This window comes from Pseudomonas sp. GW-45 (assembly GCF_056896675.1).
The window spans coordinates 2,813,394-2,830,716 of the sequence record NZ_CM167674.1 but is presented as its reverse complement, the minus strand read 5'-3'; the positions used below and the strand labels follow the sequence as shown (position 1 = coordinate 2,830,716).

Genomic DNA, 17,323 nt, shown 5'->3' with positions numbered 1-17,323 from the left:
GCCGATTCGCAAGTTGTGTGTATTTTTGACTGTGATATTATTTGGCTACTAAAGGCGGCTCATGGATTGCCGACGTGTTCTTAAAAGGACTCAAGGGTGGTGAGGTTGTCCCCCTTGTTTGGAATCGAAGTGAAGGAGTGCAGATGTACAAGGCGTGCGGTGAGAACAGAGTCACCTTCTTCGTGGTTCTGCAGGTCTTGTTGATGAGCCTAAGCGGTTATGCTCTCGCTGCCAAAAATCCGATTGCGACTCCTGCCAGCGTCGGCTTTTGGTATGCATCTAATCCGCCTACCCCAGAACTTGCACAATATGACTGGGTGGTGCTTGAACCTGCCAATACAGCTCAGACTGATATAGATTTTTTGCTTGCTCAGGGTAGTGAGCCCTTCGCTTATCTCTCCGTGGGCGAGATAGATCAGGGCGACGATGAAGCCTTGGCTTTACACGTCTCTTCGCGCTCCGGTGAGCGTAATCAAGCTTGGCAAAGCGATGTCACTGACTTATCCAGCACTGAATGGCAGGCCTACTTATTACGTAAGGCTGGCCAATATCAAGCGGCGGGATATTCTGGTTTGTTTCTCGATACCCTCGATAGTTTCACCCTACTTGAAGAAGATCGCCATGCCGAGCAGAACGCCGCGCTAATTGCAGTGATCCAGCGCATTCACCGTGAATACCCAAAGCTTAAACTCTTCTTCAATCGTGGTTTTGAGGTGCTTCCCGCGTTGTATGAGTTGGTTGATGCGGTCGCAGTAGAATCTTTTTATTCAGGCTGGGATCAGGCGAGTGAAGTCTATCGCCCGGTTCCTGCGCAGGATCGCCTTTGGTTGGAGTCGCAGGTTACTCCACTCAAAGAACGCGGCATTTCGGTGGTGGCGATTGAGTACGCTGAACCCGGTGACCGCGAAGCCATGCGGCAAATTGCGCGCAAGGCATCGACTCAGGGTTACATCCCTTTTGTAACTACCCCGGGGCTGGATTCGCTGGGTATTGGCAGCATTGAGGTTCAGCCGCGGCGAGTGGCGCTGGTCTATGATCCACGTGAAGGGGATCTAGCGAGCAATCCTGGACATGTCTATTTGGGCGGTTTGCTCGAGTACCTGGGCTACCGCGTAGATTACTTGCCTGCCGATGGCAGCCTACCCTTGGAGCGCTTTGATGAGCTCTATGCTGGCGTCGTATTCTGGATGACCAGTGGTAGTGCTGCGGACAATCAGCGTTTCAATGAGTTTTTGTCCGCTCGCCTGCAGGAGGGCGTTCCTCTGGCGTTCATGGGAGGTTTACCTGTGGATGGTCAAATGCTCGCACGATTGCAGCTGAGCATCACGCCTGGTGAGGTTGAGTCGGTTAGCATCAGTGATATGGACCAAGCCATGCTTGGTAATTTTGAGGCCCCATTAAAAGCACGTACCCGCGGCTTGCAGGCCGTTCAGCGTCGCGACTCCGCAGGTACATCGCTGTTGACCCTGACCGATAACCAGAATCGTGCTATCACGCCGGCTGCCATCATGCCCTGGGGTGGTTATGCGCTGTCACCTTATCTGCTAGAAGAAGGCGCCTCGCACCGACGCTGGATTCTCAACCCTCTGGCGTTCTTGCAGCGGGCATTAAAACTACCAGTGATGCCGCGCCTGGATACCACCACCGAAAATGGTCGACGCATTGCTACCGTGCATATCGACGGTGACGGCTTTGCGTCCAAAGCCGAAATGGAAGGTACGCCTTTCTCCGGTGAGGTGGTCTTAAATGACTTTATCCGACCGCACAACTACTTGACCTCAGTCTCGGTTATTGAGGGTGAGGTTGGCGCTAAAGGTATGTATCCGCAGCTGACTTCGACACTTGAACCCATTGCGCGACGGATTTTTGCCGATGCCAAGGTAGAGCCTGCGTCACATACTTTCAGCCACCCATTTTATTGGGAGCCGGAGAAAGCCTCTCAAGTCGAAGGATTTAAGGCCGATTATGGTCTTAATATGGCGATCCCCAATTATCCGAAAATGGATCTTAAGCGCGAGATCGTCGGTTCACGTGACTATATCGAAAGTCGCTTACTACCTCCGGGTAAAAAAGTGCGTTTGATCTTCTGGTCAGGTGCTGCTTTACCAGGGCCGGAAGCTATTGCCATGGCGTATGACGCTGGCATGGCAAATGTAAATGGTGCGGAAACCTTCATCACCAGAGGCAACCCGTCGCTAACCGGTCTATACCCGCTGTTACGTCCAACAACGGGTGGGTTGCAGATTTACGCTCCGATCATTAATGAAAATCTCTACACCAATCTTTGGAACGGCCCTTTCTATGGCTTCGAACGGGTTATCGATACCTTTGAACTGACCGACGCCCCCAGGCGTCTGCGGGCAATCAACCTTTATTACCACTTTTATTCTGGCACCAAGCAGGCTTCGCTCAAGGCCATGGATGAGATCTACAGCTATATGGATGAGCAACAACCGATTTCTTTATGGATGGGTGATTACTTGCGGCGAGTACGTGGTCTTTACGAGGGCAGCGTGTCACGCACGCTAGACGGTCGTTGGCAGCTGCGCGCACTGCAGGGCACTCGCACCGTACGATTGGACGCGTCGCAGGGCTGGCCGGACTTGACCCGTTCAGAGGACGTGGCCGGGGTGCGTGACTTACCTCAGGGTCGCTATGTGCATCTCAGCAGCGATCATGCCTCGCTGGCGCTCAGGAATACCCGTGATCCTGCTCCTGCACTGGAGCAGGCAAATTTGCCACTGACCGACTGGCGTTATTTGTCGGATAAGCGGGTGCAATTTTCTTTCAGTGGACAGTTCCCTCTGCAACTGTCCATCCGCTACGGCGGTAACTGCCAAATCAATTACCAAGGTTCCGAGTTCAAGCCGCAGCGACGCGGCGATTTGCTTGAATTCCGCCTTGCGCAACACGGGGTAAGTGATGCCATCCTCGCCTGCAACTGAGTCCATACCGCTGCTGCGCCCCTGGGCTTTTGGCCTGGGGTGTGCGGTTGTGTCATTGGTCTTGGTGCTGAGTTATCAGCATAAAGATGCTTTTTTGCCCAACGGCAAAAGGCCAGATGCCATTTCCGTAAACTACGCGGAGCTGCTGCTGGCCGCTGATCCGGCTAACTACGAATTGCGCGCTGAACTGGTAGAGATGCTAATTAAGCTCGGCCGCTTTTACGATGCGTTGACTCACTTGAAGGCATGGCAGGGCGGTGACCCGCTGGTCAAGAATTACTACAACCTGTTGCTGGACGGCAAGGTTGCGATCATCCGCGAAGATCCTGCGGATGTGGCTCTGGCTCGTGAGCGCCTGCAAGCCCTCGATTACGAGCCACTCAGTATTGATCAGCAGCGTTCTCTGGCTATGTTGGCGCTGGAGCTGGGTGATCCGCTGATGGCGGCCAGACTGTTTGATATTTTGGCGCAACGCTTGCCCGAAGAGCGTAAGCCGATGCTTATGCGCGCTGCGCGCTGCGCGCTGCGCGCTGGAGCTTGGCGGGTAATGCGCCTGAAGAAGCGGCGCTGGTGTACCAGAGTCTTGTGGAAGAGGTGCAAACGCCGAAGGAAAAATTATTTTTTATCCGTAAGTCTCACGATGCCTGGTTGGCAGCCGGAGAGGCGGGGATGGCAGCAACTTACTTGCTGAAGGCATTACGCGAATACCCAGAAGTTTACCCAAGCGATAGTTGGTTGAATCAGGCCGTGGGTTACGCCGTGGGCGCCATGCGCTACGATTTGGCCCAACAATTGGTAGATTATTGGCTGGAGCGTGAGCCGGACAACCTCGCTGCCTTGCGAGCTGCTTTCACCATGCAATTGAGTAGTGGCGACACGGCCGCCGCCTGGAATACCGGCCAAACGTTGTTGGCCTATGAGCCTGCCACGCCGGCTATGCTCAGGCAGATGGCGCTGTTGGCACAATGGCAAGGTGAGCCAGAGGCCGCCTTGCATTACTGGTCTAGTTACCTCGCGCTAGAAGAAGACCCCAAGGCGCGTGAGGCTGCTTGGCGTTTGGCGTTCCAGTTGTTTGATTACGACCGCGGCATTGAACTGTTGGCGGGTACCACTGGCACTCGCGGTTTGACCGATGAAGAGCTGAATTTGTTGGTGTACGCACAGGAATCTCGCGGTACGCCTGAGCTGGCTGAACGCTGGTTAAGAAGTTACGTTCGTGACTCTGGGCAGCAGCGCTTGGCCTGGGTCAAATTATTACAGGTGCTAGAAAATACCCTGCAATACCGGGAAGAAGCAAAAACCTGGGAGGGCTTTGCGCGTGGCCATCGTCTGAGCGTTACGGAGCGTGTCAGTTGGGCTGAAGTGCTGTGGGATACCTATCAACCTGAACGCGCTTGGCAGGTGCTTGATATCGGCGTAACCGATGAGCTGAGCCCTGATTACTGGCGTTTGCGTGCAGCGTTGGCTTGGGAGTTGGAGCGTGACGAAGAGCTCGCTTCTATTTACCAGCAGATGCAGCAGAAAGGCGTTGAGCTGACCTTGAGTGAAGAAGGTCAGTTAATTGAGCTTTACCGGCAAACTGACCCACAGCGTGCCTTGGCCTTGGCGCATGCAAGTTGGCTGCGCTCCGGCGACAGTCGCAGGCTGATTGATGCAATCCAGTTAGCTGAATATCTGCAGGACTGGGAGCAGCTTGAGACGATGGTCGCTGAGGCCGAAGAGGCCAGGCTAGGTACCCAGCTGCCAGTGCTATTGGCCAAAGGCTTGCTGGCTGAGCGAAATGGCGATGCCGATAAGGCCGAGCATATTTACTTAAAGGCGCTGGCAGCTAACCCCGGTGACCTGGTGTTGCGCGAGCGGTTGCTGTGGTTGTACGTGGATGGTCGCAATCTGCAGCAGTTGAAGCGCGTAGTGGGGCCTTGGGAGTCAGGTGCATCTGGCTCACCGTCCCTGTGGCTGGCATTGGGTGCTGCCAATCAGATGCTCGAACGAAACCAGCGTGCACTGCGTTGGTATCAGCAGTACGCAGCTGCGCGCCCGGCCGACCTGCTTGGGTTGGCCGCTTATGCCGATGCGTTGGACGCCGCCGGGCGTGAGGCGGCGGCTCAGCGGCTGCGCGCTCATGTATTGAAACATCCCGACTTTGCTCAGGTCGCCGCCACTCCCCAGGGCTATCAAACCTGGCTACGGCTGATGATGTCGGCTCGCAGCAACTTGCATGCAAAAAATCAGGCGGTGCGCTGGCAGGATGGCTCTACCGCCATGCTGCAGCTGTGGTTTGAAGCGTTGCTCGATCATCTGGACGCAACCAATCAGGAGGCGCAGAAAGATGCCTGGCTGGCCTGGGGGCGTGCTCACGATCTGCGCATCGACAATTACGATCTGATTCAGGAAGCCTTGCGCACCTATAACCGCGCGCAATTAGGCGAGATGCTGGCCGACGCACGAATCGACCCGGCGCAACGAGTTGAAACCCTGAGTCGCCTGGGCGACCAGGGTCGGGCTCTCGGCGATGCGTTGTCCGAGCTAGGTGATGACCAGCCGCTTGCGGTGCGTCAGCAGCTGTGGCGTCAGGCGCTGGAAATGACCGAGCAGCACCCGCAGGGTATGCAAGTCGGTTGGGGTCAAGAAGACTTTGGGGGCCTGGAGCTACAAGGTCCGCGCTTTAGCGCAGCACGCTATCTTGGGGATAACTGGTATTTCCGTCTGGATACGCAGCAAGCACGCTATGACTCATCGTTGTTAGATACCGATGCCCTTGGCGCTGAAACCAGTGCGGCACTGCGTTTAGAACGCAACTTGGCCAATGGCTACGTGGCACTGACGCTAGATACTAGTCAGCGCCAAGACGACGACCGAAATGGCTTCGGTGTTTCCCGTCAATTTTTATTAGGTAGTGACCAGGTTGTCGCCGGTCTGGATTGGCAGCGCGAAAGTCGGGAAACCGGTTTGATGCGTGCGGTGGGTCAACAGGATGCCGTGTGGTTAAACGTGAGCCATAACTTTAGCGCGCGAGATCAACTGAGTTGGGCGCTAGAGCACCGCCAGTACGAAACGCGTTCGGGGCTATCCATCGGTTCAGGCGAGGTTGCTAACGTCGAAGTCAGTCAGGTGCAGTTCTTCAGTGGACCAACCTGGATTCTGCGTAGTGGATTGGAAGTACAAAATAACCGATTGGATTCCACCAATTTGACGTCTTTGCTTACCAGTAACGGTGGCGTGGTCAATCAGGGTGATGTGACCGCAGAGGAGTTGCTACCGGATCGGGTAGGTCGCTTCTATGTTGGCAGTCAATTGCGCCGGGGCTATCCGGGTGCGTTAAACAGAACCCGTGGGCAGTACACTTGGTTGCTGGATACAGCGGCTGGCTGGGATTGGGTTGAGCAGAGCATGAATTACTCGGTCAACGCCGGCTTAGGCGTGGAAGTGCTGGGTGACGATGAGCTGTCCTTCACTGCTGGCTATCAATCAGCACCTATTGGTGGTGATGGTGAACCTGGCGGTAACGTAAGTATTTCCTATAGCTCCCGGTTTGGGCGCTGAAGACATCATGAGGAGTAACAAAATGCGTATTTTCCGTTGTGTGACCCTGTTGGCTGCGACGCTCGCATTTGCAGGCTGCAGCACTTTTTCCGGTAACGACAGCCCGTCTTTTCCGGCCCAGGCCAAGTGGGGTCTGCTACCAGTGGTGAATTACTCACAGACACCTCAAGCCGGCGAGCGTACTGAGCAAATTCTGCTTAGCGTGCTGTCTGAACAAGGTATTCAGCCGCAGGTTTACCCCTACGTGGAAAGCGAAGACCTGATTCTGCTGGATGACCGCAAGCGTTATGAAGCAGCGCTGGAGTGGGCCAAACGTAACTCACTGGATTACGTGGTAACCGGCAGCATCGAAGAATGGCAATACAAGAACGGCTTGGACGGCGAGCCGGCTGTGGGTATCAGTCTCAAAGTAATCAGTCCGGCCAACGGTCAGGTGCTTTGGAGCAACAGCGGCGCACGCGCTGGCTGGTCTCGCGAAAGTCTGGCCGGCTCTGCACAAAAAGTACTGGCAACCATGCTTGACGACCTGCGGATCGAATAATGTTTAGCCACTCCCCACACAAGGACTACGTGCTGGCACCACCGGTCCGGACTTCGCTGGCCTGGTTGGAGACGCCACTGATCACTGGGCTTTTGCTGGCCCTGTGTTACTGGGCTTCGCCGGATGACCCTTTGTTCATCAACAGCTTCCCTTGGCCAATTTTGGCTCCGCTGCTGCTGGGCGTGCGCTATGGGTTTTTCCACGGGCTGATCAGCTCGATGATCATCATCGGTGCCGTGTTTTGGATGCGCAGCAGGGGTTTGCCTGTTTATGCCGAACTGCCGGCGTCTTATATCATCGGTATGTTGGTCAGCAGTATGGTCGTGGGGGAGTTTCGCGATTTGTGGGGGCGTCGGCTGCAGCGTTTGCAGATGGCAAACGAATATCGTCAGTATCGTCTGGATGAGTTTACCCGCGCTTACCAGGTCCTGCGTATTTCCCATGACCGGCTGGAGCAACGTGTAGCCGCTAGCGAACAGAGTCTGCGCAGTTCGCTGTTGTTACTGCGCAACCGCGCGCGGCAGCTGAGTGAGAAAGGTGAGCTGCTGACGCCCATGGCCGAGTCAATTCTGGCGGTCTTGGCGCAGTATGGTTCGTTTAACGCGGCCGCACTGTATCCGGTAGACAGCGAAGGCCGGTTGAAGGGTAAGCCGCTGGCAGTTATGGGCGAGATGGACAGTTTGGACAGCAACGATTTGCTAGTTCAGATGTGTTTGGAGAAGGGCGACGTGGTCAGTGTTCGGGAAACTATTATCGAGCAGGGTAAGGATGCCAGTTTGTCGAGCCTGCAGGCCTGTGTGCCGCTAATTGATGCAGAAGACAGGCTGTTGGCGGTGGTAGCAATCAAAAGCATGCCTTTCTTCGCGTTCAATGACCGCACTTTCAGTCTGTTGGCATTGTTGGGCGGTCATGTGGCTGATCTGCTGCAGAGCGATCCTAAAGCATTGCAGCTGGCGAGTTTGGATGCTCAGCACTTTTCGCAGCACCTTAAGCGTGCGCGTCTTGATGCGGAAAACCATGACTTGCCTGGTAGCTTGATGTTTGTTGAGTTGAGCCTCGAAAATGAACCCCTGTTAAAAGCGCTGCAGGATAGCCAGCGAGGTCTGGATTTGCAGATTCAGTTGCGCAACGGGCGGAGTTACGCGGGCGTCATGATTTTGATGCCGCTGACGGATGCTGAAGGCGTGCTGGGTTATGAAAAGCGGCTGCAGTATCTGCTTACCGAACGCTTTGGTCAGGGCGTAAGCCTCGATAGCCTGAAAGCGCGCGTACATCATCACCAGCTGGACCCCAAAGGGCGGTCTACCGGGCTGCATGACTTCCTGTACATAGAGTGTGGTCTGAATGATCAGCAAATGGCTATTTAGTGGCGCGCTGGCCTTTGAGCTAGGTAGCTGGGCCAGCCTGACCGCCAATCCAACCATGCTAGATGGTTTGGTGTTCTATATCGTTCCGCATGCTATCGCCTGCGCGTTGCTGACGGGGGCCCTGTGGCTGTTGTTGCCACGCCGCTTCAAGTTGCCGCTGCCTTGGCCGGCTTTGCTGCTGTTCAGTCTTGCGTTCTTTATTCCAGTAGTAGGTGCGATCGGTACTTTATTTGGCTTGTTTATTGGCTTGTACCTGCAACGCAGCAGAAGTGAAGATGGTTGGCAAGCTATAGGCGTTCCGCAACTGCCTTACAAGCCCATTGAGCGTTGGCGTTCACCTTTGTTCAATGATGGTGGCCTGCAAGATGTGTTGAGGCTGGCCTCTGATCCGGAGCAGCGACTGGCGGCTCTGATGGCTACGCGACGTATGCCTGGGCACGAGTCGGCACCTATTCTTAAAGTCGCGCTACGTGATCCTGAAGATGACGTGCGCTTGCTTGCTTATTCGATGCTTGATCAGCAGGAAACCCGCATCAACCAACGTATTGAAAGGTTGCTGGATAACCTCGCCGAGGCGTCGTCTGAAACTCGGCAGCCGCTGCACGCCGGGTTGGCGCGTTGGTATTGGGAGCTTGCTTACCTTGGTTTGGCGCAGGGCGGTGTTCTAGAGCACGTGTTGGGGCAGGCTGCCCAGCATGCTCAAGCAGCGCTCAAGCTGCAGAGTACGGCAGACCTTGAACTGTTGACTGGCCGTATCCAGATGGAACGCAACCAGTTGGACGAGGCGCAGAATCACTTCATGACTGCGCAACGCTTGGGTATGAGCGACGAAAAATTGATTCCTTACTTGGCTGAGCTGGCGTTCCTGCGGCGTGACTATGCTGTGGTCGGCCAACAGTTAGCCCGGCTGCCGGAAAACATGCTTAAGCGACCGCCGTTTGCCGAAGCGGCGAGGTATTGGATATGAAAGCTGTGACCGCCACCGAGCAGCAAGCTGACATCTGCTTGTTGCTGGAAGGTACTTGGCCCTATGTGCGTGGTGGGGTTTCCAGCTGGATACACCAGATGCTGCTGGGGTTGCCTGAACTACGCTTTTCCATTTTGTTTATTGGCGGGCAACGTAGTAATTATTCCAAGATGCACTACGACATGCCGTCCAACGTCGTGCATTACGATGAAGTCTTTATTGCCGAGTCTTGGCAGCAAGGTACCGCGCCAAAAAAAGCGGCTCCGGTGGCTGACGAAGAAAAAATGGCGCAGTTATACCGGTTTTTCCATGATCCAGAAGCACCTCAGCCCGGTGCTGGGCAAGCGCTGCTGGAAAGCTTGATTTCCGGCAGCTGGACCGTGGACCAAGTGTTACGTAGCCGGGCAAGTTGGGATGTGCTCAGCGACGGTTATTTCAAGCACTGTACGGACCCTTCGTTCATTAATTATTTCTGGACGCTGCGCACTATTCAGCCGCCGGTGATCATGCTCTCTGAGCTTGCGCGCAGGCTGCCCAAGGCGCGGGTTGTGCATGCCATATCAACGGGTTATGCAGGTCTGCTCGGCGCGATGCTTAAGCAGCTCTGGGGTTGTGATTTTATCCTCAGCGAGCACGGCATCTACACCAAGGAACGCAAGATTGATCTGGCGCAGGCTGGTTGGGTTGCCGAGAACCCCGATGAAGAGTTGAGCGGCAGCCTGGACCCTTCAGCCGGTTATATCCGCACTTTGTGGATCAGGTTTTTTGAGCGTATTGGCATGTTGGTGTATCAGTCAGCTAACCCGGTGGTTTCGTTGTACGAGGGCAACCGGCGACGGCAGATCAAGGATGGCGCTGAGGCACAGCGCACTCGCGTCATTCCCAATGGCATAGACCTGCAGCGTTGGTCGCCGATGCGAGAACAGCGACCACAAGGCATTGCCCAAGTCGCTGGTTTGATTGGCCGCATAGTACCGATCAAGGATGTGAAAACCTTTATCCGTAGCATGCGAAGCGTGGTCAACGTCACGCCCGGCGCTGAAGGATGGATCATCGGTCCGGGTGCTGAAGATCCAGAATACGCGCGTGAATGCCAGAGCCTGGTGAGTAGTCTGGGTCTCAGCGACAACGTGCGCTTTCTTGGTTTCCAGGATATTAAAGAAATTATGCCGCGGCTGGGTGTGCTGGTGCTGACTTCGATCAGCGAAGCGCAACCCCTGGTGATACTTGAAGCCTGGAGCGCCGGTACGCCGGTGGTCAGCAGTGATGTGGGTTCTTGCCGTGAAATGATTGAAGGTTCTACTGAGGAAGATCGTGCCCTGGGTTTGGCTGGCGAGGTGGTGTCTATCGCCGACCCGCAAGCAACAGCCCGCGCCATTATGGGGTTGCTTGGCTCACCAGAGCGCTGGAAAGAGGCTCAGGCGGCAGGCTTGGCACGGGTTAACCGTTATTACAGCGATGAGCTGATGTTCCAGCGCTATCGTCAATTGTATCGCGCAGCACTGGAGGCATCCTGAATGGCGGGTATCGGTTTTGAGTTACGCAGGATATTGTCCAAGGATACCTACACGTCGACCATGCGGGCGTACGTCTACGCAGGTTTGATCAGTTCAGGTCCTTGGGTGCTGTCTATTATCAGCGTGATGCTGATTGGTTTGATGAGTATTGGCTACGTGGTGCCTGATGAGCTGGTACGCCAGTTTTTGGTCACAGTGACCTACTTGATGGCGACGTCGCTAATCTGCACTGGTGGTTTGCAGCTGTTCTTCACCCGGTTTGTTTCGGATCGCTTGTTTGAGCAGCGCCGCGAGCTAATTACACCCAATTTGCTGGGTATCTTGCTGCTGGTAACGGTGGGCGCCGGGATATTCGGTACTGTTGTGTTGCTGTGGTTGTTTGATCAGTCGTTTCTCTACCGGCTGCTAGTGCTGGCGAACTTCGTCACGCTTTGCAACCTTTGGCTGGTCATCATCTTTTTGTCAGGCATGAAAGCCTACAACCGCATTCTTCTGGTTATGCTGCTGGGCTATGGCTGCATGATTATCAGCGCCTACTTCATGCGTAATTTAGGTATGGAAGGCCTGTTGCTGGCGTTGTTGATTGGTCACGCGACATTGTTGTTCGTCTTTATGTTCGACATCGTGCGCGAGTATCACTCTGAAAAGCTGGTCGCTTTCGACTTCCTTGATCGCCGCAAGGTGTTCCTTAGCCTATTGGTTACTGGCTTCTGCTACAACCTGGGTATCTGGATCGATAAGTTCATCTTCTGGTTTAATCCAGGCACCTCTGAGCACGTCATTGGGCCGTTGCGCGCTTCGATGCTTTACGATCTGCCGATCTTTCTTGCTTACTTGGCGATCATTCCGGGCATGGCGGTCTTTCTTGTTCGTATCGAGACCGATTTTGCCGAGTGGTATGAACGCTTGTTTTCTGCGGTGCGCGACGGCGAAACCTTGCAGCATATTCGTCAGTTGAAGAACGAGATGACATTGGCGATTCGCCAAGGACTGAAAGAAATATGTAAGGTGCAGGGGCTAACGGTGCTGTTGTTGTTCCTGTTCGCGCCCTATCTGTTCGATTTGCTGGGTATGTCACCCTATTACCTGCCGCTATTTTATATCGACCTTATTGGTGTGAGCGTGCAGGTGGTATTTATGGCGTTGTTGAACATATTTTTCTATCTTGATAAACGCGACGTGGTACTTCGACTATGCGTGCTCTTCGTGGTGCTGAACGCACTTTTGACCCTGCTGAGCTTGTATCTTGGTCCTAGCTTCTTTGGCTATGGTTTCACGCTGTCACTGGTGATCTGCGTGGTAGCCGGTTTGCTGCAGCTTTCCTCTGCTCTGGATAGCTTGGAATACGATACGTTCATGCTTGAGCATTGAGACTACGCCGGACGAGTAGTCCGGCGTTTAGGCTGCTGTTCAGCGCTTCTTGTTGCGTAGCTGCTGCACCAGCCCCTTGGGTGGGTGCTTGATGACCAGTGCGTCGTCACTCTCGTTATATTCGACGCGCTCACCCAGCAAGTGTGATTCAAAGCTTATCGATAGGCCGTCGGCCTTTCCGTAGAAGCGCATGAAGTTGTTTAACGTGCGTTTGTCCGCAGGTATCTCAGCATTCAGCCCATAGTCCTTATTGCGGATGTAATCATAAAAGGCGCGTGGCTGCTCCTCATCCATAACGCCAGATAACTCTTCCAGTGCCACCTGTTCACCGGCCTTGGCCTGACCGCTGACGTAGCCGCTCATGGCTTTGGTTTTGTCCTTGACCAGCTGTGGCTCCATTGAAGCGTCACCAACGTAGTCGCTGAAAGCCTGCAACAAGGTGGTGGTTTCTTCTTCCGGGTTAGAGCCTTCGACGCAGCCGATAAAGTCTCGGAAGTAGTCAGACACCCGCTTGCCGCTGCGGCCGCGAATGAAGGAGATATAATTCTTTGAGCTGGTGTTCTGCTTCCACTCGGTCAGGTTGATGCGCGCGGCCATGTTCAGGCTGGACAGGTCCAGATGGCGAGCGGCAGCAACGTTCAGATCGTCGGTGACAGTGACGCCTTCGGTGTGGTGCAACAAGGCGACAACCAGAAACGCCGTCATGCCCTGACGGTAGCGGATGAACAGCACGTGGCCGCCAAGTGCCAGGTTGGAGCCCTCCATCAAGGTTTTCAGCTGCTCGCTAGCTTTGCTGGAGAACTCGACGAAGTCTTGCTCCTGATCAATCAGCTGCTGCAACCACCCGCTAAAGGGGTAGGCACCACTCTCTTCGTGAAAGTAGCCCCAGGCCTTGTTGGGTTTGCTGTTGTAGGCCTCGATCAGGCCCGCCAGTAGCTGCTCCAGCGCCTCGGAGCTAGCCAGCTCAGCGTCGCGCAGGGTCAGGCTGGCAGGTTGGCCATCCGGTTTCTTATGAATCTGATGAACAATGCTGTTGTCGATCGGCATGGTGATATATCCGGCGAAAGCGTGCGTAAGGTGTCGCGCCGACCATAGGCCGGCGCGTTGGGCCGTTAGAGGCTGGCGATGTGTTTGCGTTGCTCGCTCAACTGGGTCAGCGCTTGCTCGGCATCGGCCAATTTGGCGCGTTCCTTGTCGATGACCGCCGGTGGTGCCTTGTCGACAAAGCCGGCATTCGACAGCTTGCCGCCAATGCGTTTGACCTCGCCCTCAAGACGGCTGATTTCCTTGTCCAGGCGCGCCAGTTCGGCGGTCTTGTCGATCAGCCCGGCCATCGGCACCAGCACTTCCAGCTCGCCTACCAGCGCGGTAGCAGAGAGCGGTGCTTCTTCGCCCTCGGCGAGGACTGTAACGCTGGACAACTTGGCCAGTTTTCTCAGGAAAGTATCGTTTTCTTGCAGTCGACGCTGATCTTCGCTGTTGGCTTTGCGCAGCAGCAGTTCCAGCTCTTTGCCTGGCGCCACGTTCATTTCACCGCGAATATTGCGCACGCCCAGAATCAGCGCCTTTAGCCATTCGATATCGCCTTCGGCGGCACTATCGATGCGATCTTCTGCGGCGACTGGCCAAGGCTGCAACATGATAGTCGGCCCGCTCTTGCCTGCCATGGGCGCGATGCGTTGCCAGATTTCTTCGGTGATAAAGGGCATAAACGGATGAGCCAGGCGTAGCGCAGTTTCCAGTACGCGTACCAACGTGCGGCGAGTGCCGCGCTGACGTTCGGCAGGTGCGTTGTCATCCCAAAGTACCGGTTTGGACAGCTCCAGATACCAGTCACAATATTGATTCCAGATAAACTCGTAGAGCGCGGTGGCAGCCAGATCAAAGCGGAACTGGTCCAACTGACGAGTGACTTCTGCTTCGGTACGCTGCAACTGAGAGATGATCCAGCGGTCGGCCAGCGTCAGCTCTACAGCTTCATCTGCTACGCCACAGTCCTTGTCTTCACACTGCATCATCACGTAGCGGGCGGCGTTCCAGATCTTGTTGCAGAAGTTGCGGTAGCCTTCCACGCGACCCATGTCGAACTTGATGTCGCGGCCAGTGGATGCCAGCGAGCAATTGGTGAAGCGTAATGCGTCGGTGCCGTAGGGCGCGATGCCGTCCGGGAATTCGGCGCGGGTCTGCTTTTCGATCTTCTCAGCCAATTTTGGCTGCATCATGCCGCTAGTGCGCTTGGTTACCAGTGACTCAAGGTCAATGCCGTCGATGATGTCCAGCGGGTCAATCACGTTGCCCTTGGATTTGGACATTTTTTGGCCTTGGCCATCGCGCACCAGGCCATGCACATAGACTGTCTTGAAAGGTATCTGCGCGCTGCCGTCATCATGCTTCATCAGATGCATGGTCAACATGATCATGCGGGCGACCCAGAAGAAGATGATGTCGAAGCCCGTCACCAGCACATTGGTCGGGTGGAAGGTTTTTAAAGCTTCGGTCTGTTCGGGCCAACCGAGAGTAGAGAACGTCCACAGGCCGGAACTGAACCAGGTGTCGAGCACGTCTTCATCCTGGCGCAGTGCAGCGTCGCCAAGGTTATGTTTGGCGCGCACTTCGGCTTCGTCCCGACCAACGTAGACATTGCCGGCATCGTCATACCAGGCCGGAATGCGGTGGCCCCACCACAGCTGGCGTGAGATGCACCAGTCCTGGATATCGCGCATCCAGCTGAAATACATGTTTTCGTACTGTTTAGGCACGAACTCGATGCGACCGTCTTCGACTGCAGCGATGGCGGGTTCTGCCAGTGGCTTGGTTGAGACGTACCATTGGTCTGTTAGCCAGGGTTCGATGATTACTCCTGAGCGATCACCCTTAGGTACTTTCAGGCCGTGTGGTTCGATCTTTTCCAGCAGGCCCAGCACATCAAAGTCTTCGACGATTTTCTTGCGTGCTTCAAAACGGTCCAAGCCAGCGTAAGCCGCGGGCAAGCTGGCATCCAGCTCGTTATTGACGCTGCCGTCGATGTTGAAAACCTGTGCGCTGGCAAGGATGGCGGCGTTCTTGTCGAGGATGTTGATCAGTGGCATCGAATGGCGCTTGCCGACTTCATAGTCGTTGAAGTCGTGGGCCGGAGTGATCTTGACGCAACCGGTGCCGAATTCGGGATCGCAGTAATCATCGCCCACAATCGGGATGCGTCGGCCGACCAGTGGCAACTCGATATATTTGCCGATCAACGCCTGGTAGCGCTCGTCTTCCGGGTTTACTGCCACGGCGGTATCGCCCAGCATGGTTTCCGGACGGGTGGTGGCGACGATCAAGTGATTCTTGCCGTCAGCGGTAGTTGCTCCATCGGCCAGCGGATAACGCAGATTCCACAGTGAGCCCTGCTCGTCGTGGTTCTCCACTTCCAGGTCGGAAATGGCAGTGTGCAGTTTTGGGTCCCAGTTGACCAAGCGCTTGCCACGGTAAATCAGCCCGTCTTCATGCAAGCGCACGAAAGCTTCCTTGACTGATTCTGACAGGCCGTCGTCCATGGTGAAGCGCTCACGGCTCCAGTCCACCGAACTGCCGAGGCGGCGGATCTGGCGGGTGATGTTACCGCCTGACTCTTCTTTCCATTCCCAGACCTTTTCCAAAAACTTGTCGCGCCCCAGGTCATGACGACTGACACCTTGCGCGCCGAGTTGGCGTTCAACCACCATCTGTGTGGCGATACCCGCGTGATCAGTACCGGGCTGCCACAGGGTGTTACGGCCCTGCATACGGCGAAAGCGGATTAGCGCATCCATGATCGAGTTGTTGAAGCCGTGGCCCATGTGCAGGCTGCCGGTCACGTTTGGTGGCGGCAGGGCGATGGTGTAGGACTCGCCAGCACCCTGTGGAGCGAAGTAGTTGTTTTGCTCCCAGGTCTGGTACCAGGAAGATTCAATGGCGTGCGGCTGGTAAGTCTTATCCATGGGTGTGCTGGTTATCCGATTATTGATGGGCGATCAGCGCGGTCGCGCGACACGAGTGGCCGCTGGCGAAATGGGCGCAGAGAAAGCCGCCATTATAGCGGCCCGGAGGGGGTATGGCCCAGCCCGGAGGGCTTATTTCAGTTGTTCGCGGACGATCTGTTGCAGTTTATTCTGCATGCGCTTGCGCAACTCGTTTTCAATGGTCGGAATCAGATCATCGATCACGCCCTGCAGAATTAGCTGCGCTTCTGCCTGCAAGCGTGCCTCCAGACGTACTTCACGAGCGCCGGCAGTGGACGACAACGTGGGTGGGGGTGGCATCTGGCCGGCCAATAATTGGTCGAGCTGCATGCGCTCCTCAGCGAGCTTGGCAAGCGAGGCGTAGGGCAAAAAAGGGTTGTGCGGCTTGTCGGCAGGGCGCGGCGGCAGACTGTAAGGGGGTGATGCGTGAGAGGAGGGCGCGGCGGCAGACAAAGGCTCGACGATGATGTCTTGCAGTAGCGGGATACCCGATGGATCGTCGGGGGAGGCTGGCTGGTCGTCGTTCTGCTCATCCAGCAGAGTACGAATCGACTCCAAGTCTTCCAGCAGTCGTGAGGGCTCCGAGGGGTCGCGCTGCGTCATGATTCATCCTGCTGTCCGTATCTGATGAGTTTGTAGAGGATAGCCCCGTTCCCGGTAGAAACGGAAGCGTTCCCTTGCTGGTACGCGGACAGGGTCCTGTTCAACGACGATTTCCGCCAGGCGGGCAAAGCGACTGAAGAAACCGGGGGTGTTGTCACTCAGGTTGATCAGCAAATCTTGCTGCGCACCAGGATCATCGCCGCTGCCGCATATCACCGGCTCGTCTGTTTGCTCGCCGAGTAACGCGTGCGGCAAAAAGGCCTCCTCGCGGAATGACCAGAGTAATTGGTCAAGCTGCTCAGCGGCGGCTTCATCTTGGCAGTGCAGGTATACACGGTGGCCTTTTTGCCAAGCCTTGTGGGCCAGGCGACAGGCGTACTGCAAGCGAGTAGCCAACTGGTCACTGCTGAGCAGGTAAAAGTCGATGCGGGTCATAAAACACAGCCTCAAGCGTTAAGCCGCAAGTTTCAAGTAAAAGCCGCTGCG

At 55.5% G+C, this 17,323-nt stretch carries 12 protein-coding genes; 8 read left to right on the top strand and 4 right to left on the bottom strand.

Annotated elements, in window-relative coordinates; all coding sequences use genetic code 11:
• The first annotated feature begins 143 nt into the window (after window positions 1-143).
• The 8 genes from AC1XYH_RS13070 to pelG are packed head-to-tail and all read left to right on the top strand — an operon-like array spanning window position 144 to window position 12,251.
• Window positions 144-2,945: a bifunctional glycoside hydrolase/polysaccharide deacetylase family protein gene (locus tag AC1XYH_RS13070; RefSeq protein ID WP_483323611.1), complete on the top strand. Its 2,802-nt coding sequence runs from the start codon at window positions 144-146 to the stop codon at window positions 2,943-2,945.
• On the top strand, window positions 2,923-3,636 hold the full coding sequence (locus tag AC1XYH_RS13065; protein WP_483323610.1) for a tetratricopeptide repeat protein: 714 nt from the start codon (window positions 2,923-2,925) through the stop codon (window positions 3,634-3,636). The genes AC1XYH_RS13070 and AC1XYH_RS13065 overlap by 23 nt, the downstream gene beginning before the upstream one ends.
• Window positions 3,615-6,488 (top strand): tetratricopeptide repeat protein, encoded by a 2,874-nt coding sequence (locus tag AC1XYH_RS13060; RefSeq protein WP_483323609.1) that lies wholly within the window; start codon window positions 3,615-3,617, stop codon window positions 6,486-6,488. Before AC1XYH_RS13065 ends, AC1XYH_RS13060 begins: the two co-directional genes overlap by 22 nt.
• Window positions 6,489-6,510: 22 nt before the next feature.
• Window positions 6,511-7,029 carry a penicillin-binding protein activator LpoB gene (locus AC1XYH_RS13055; RefSeq protein WP_483323608.1) on the top strand — a complete coding sequence of 173 codons (519 nt, stop codon included), beginning with the start codon at window positions 6,511-6,513 and terminating at the stop codon, window positions 7,027-7,029.
• On the top strand, window positions 7,029-8,396 hold the full coding sequence (locus AC1XYH_RS13050) for a PelD GGDEF domain-containing protein (protein ID WP_483323607.1): 1,368 nt from the start codon (window positions 7,029-7,031) through the stop codon (window positions 8,394-8,396). The genes AC1XYH_RS13055 and AC1XYH_RS13050 overlap by 1 nt, the downstream gene beginning before the upstream one ends.
• Window positions 8,374-9,363, top strand: a complete 990-nt coding sequence (locus AC1XYH_RS13045; protein WP_483323606.1) for a HEAT repeat domain-containing protein — start codon at window positions 8,374-8,376, stop codon at window positions 9,361-9,363. The genes AC1XYH_RS13050 and AC1XYH_RS13045 overlap by 23 nt, the downstream gene beginning before the upstream one ends.
• On the top strand, window positions 9,360-10,880 hold the full coding sequence (pelF, locus tag AC1XYH_RS13040) for a GT4 family glycosyltransferase PelF (protein WP_483323605.1): 1,521 nt from the start codon (window positions 9,360-9,362) through the stop codon (window positions 10,878-10,880). Before AC1XYH_RS13045 ends, pelF begins: the two co-directional genes overlap by 4 nt.
• Window positions 10,881-12,251 carry an exopolysaccharide Pel transporter PelG gene (pelG, locus tag AC1XYH_RS13035; protein WP_483323604.1) on the top strand — a complete coding sequence of 457 codons (1,371 nt, stop codon included), beginning with the start codon at window positions 10,881-10,883 and terminating at the stop codon, window positions 12,249-12,251.
• Window positions 12,252-12,290: 39 nt separating this feature from the next.
• On the opposite strand, the gene yejK is transcribed toward pelG, so the two are convergent.
• The 4 genes from yejK to AC1XYH_RS13015 form a co-directional block, all read right to left on the bottom strand.
• The gene (gene yejK, locus AC1XYH_RS13030) at window positions 12,291-13,298 is read right to left on the bottom strand and encodes a nucleoid-associated protein YejK (protein WP_483323603.1); all 1,008 of its coding nucleotides are present in this window, start codon (window positions 13,296-13,298) and stop codon (window positions 12,291-12,293) included.
• Window positions 13,299-13,363: 65 nt separating this feature from the next.
• On the bottom strand, window positions 13,364-16,213 hold the full coding sequence (locus AC1XYH_RS13025; protein ID WP_483323602.1) for a valine--tRNA ligase: 2,850 nt from the start codon (window positions 16,211-16,213) through the stop codon (window positions 13,364-13,366).
• Window positions 16,214-16,345: 132 nt separating this feature from the next.
• Window positions 16,346-16,837 carry a hypothetical protein gene (locus AC1XYH_RS13020; RefSeq protein ID WP_483323601.1) on the bottom strand — a complete coding sequence of 164 codons (492 nt, stop codon included), beginning with the start codon at window positions 16,835-16,837 and terminating at the stop codon, window positions 16,346-16,348.
• Window positions 16,838-16,840: 3 nt separating this feature from the next.
• Entirely contained in the window at window positions 16,841-17,272 is a 432-nt protein-coding gene (locus tag AC1XYH_RS13015; RefSeq protein ID WP_483323600.1) for a DNA polymerase III subunit chi, read from the bottom strand.
• Between the last annotated feature and the right edge of the window lie 51 nt (window positions 17,273-17,323).

Excerpts from the sequence above, each read along its gene's own strand:
- AC1XYH_RS13070 (WP_483323611.1), top strand. The coding sequence starts at position 144 with ATGTACAAGGCGTGCGGTGAGAACAGAGTCACCTTCTTCGTGGTTCTG.
- AC1XYH_RS13065 (WP_483323610.1), top strand. The coding sequence starts at position 2,923 with ATGCCATCCTCGCCTGCAACTGAGTCCATACCGCTGCTGCGCCCCTGG.
- AC1XYH_RS13060 (WP_483323609.1), top strand. The coding sequence starts at position 3,615 with ATGGCAGCAACTTACTTGCTGAAGGCATTACGCGAATACCCAGAAGTT.
- AC1XYH_RS13055 (WP_483323608.1), top strand. The coding sequence starts at position 6,511 with ATGCGTATTTTCCGTTGTGTGACCCTGTTGGCTGCGACGCTCGCATTT.
- AC1XYH_RS13050 (WP_483323607.1), top strand. The coding sequence starts at position 7,029 with ATGTTTAGCCACTCCCCACACAAGGACTACGTGCTGGCACCACCGGTC.
- AC1XYH_RS13045 (WP_483323606.1), top strand. The coding sequence starts at position 8,374 with ATGATCAGCAAATGGCTATTTAGTGGCGCGCTGGCCTTTGAGCTAGGT.
- pelF (WP_483323605.1), top strand. The coding sequence starts at position 9,360 with ATGAAAGCTGTGACCGCCACCGAGCAGCAAGCTGACATCTGCTTGTTG.
- pelG (WP_483323604.1), top strand. The coding sequence starts at position 10,881 with ATGGCGGGTATCGGTTTTGAGTTACGCAGGATATTGTCCAAGGATACC.
- yejK (WP_483323603.1), bottom strand. The coding sequence starts at position 13,298 with ATGCCGATCGACAACAGCATTGTTCATCAGATTCATAAGAAACCGGAT.
- AC1XYH_RS13025 (WP_483323602.1), bottom strand. The coding sequence starts at position 16,213 with ATGGATAAGACTTACCAGCCGCACGCCATTGAATCTTCCTGGTACCAG.
- AC1XYH_RS13020 (WP_483323601.1), bottom strand. The coding sequence starts at position 16,837 with ATGACGCAGCGCGACCCCTCGGAGCCCTCACGACTGCTGGAAGACTTG.
- AC1XYH_RS13015 (WP_483323600.1), bottom strand. The coding sequence starts at position 17,272 with ATGACCCGCATCGACTTTTACCTGCTCAGCAGTGACCAGTTGGCTACT.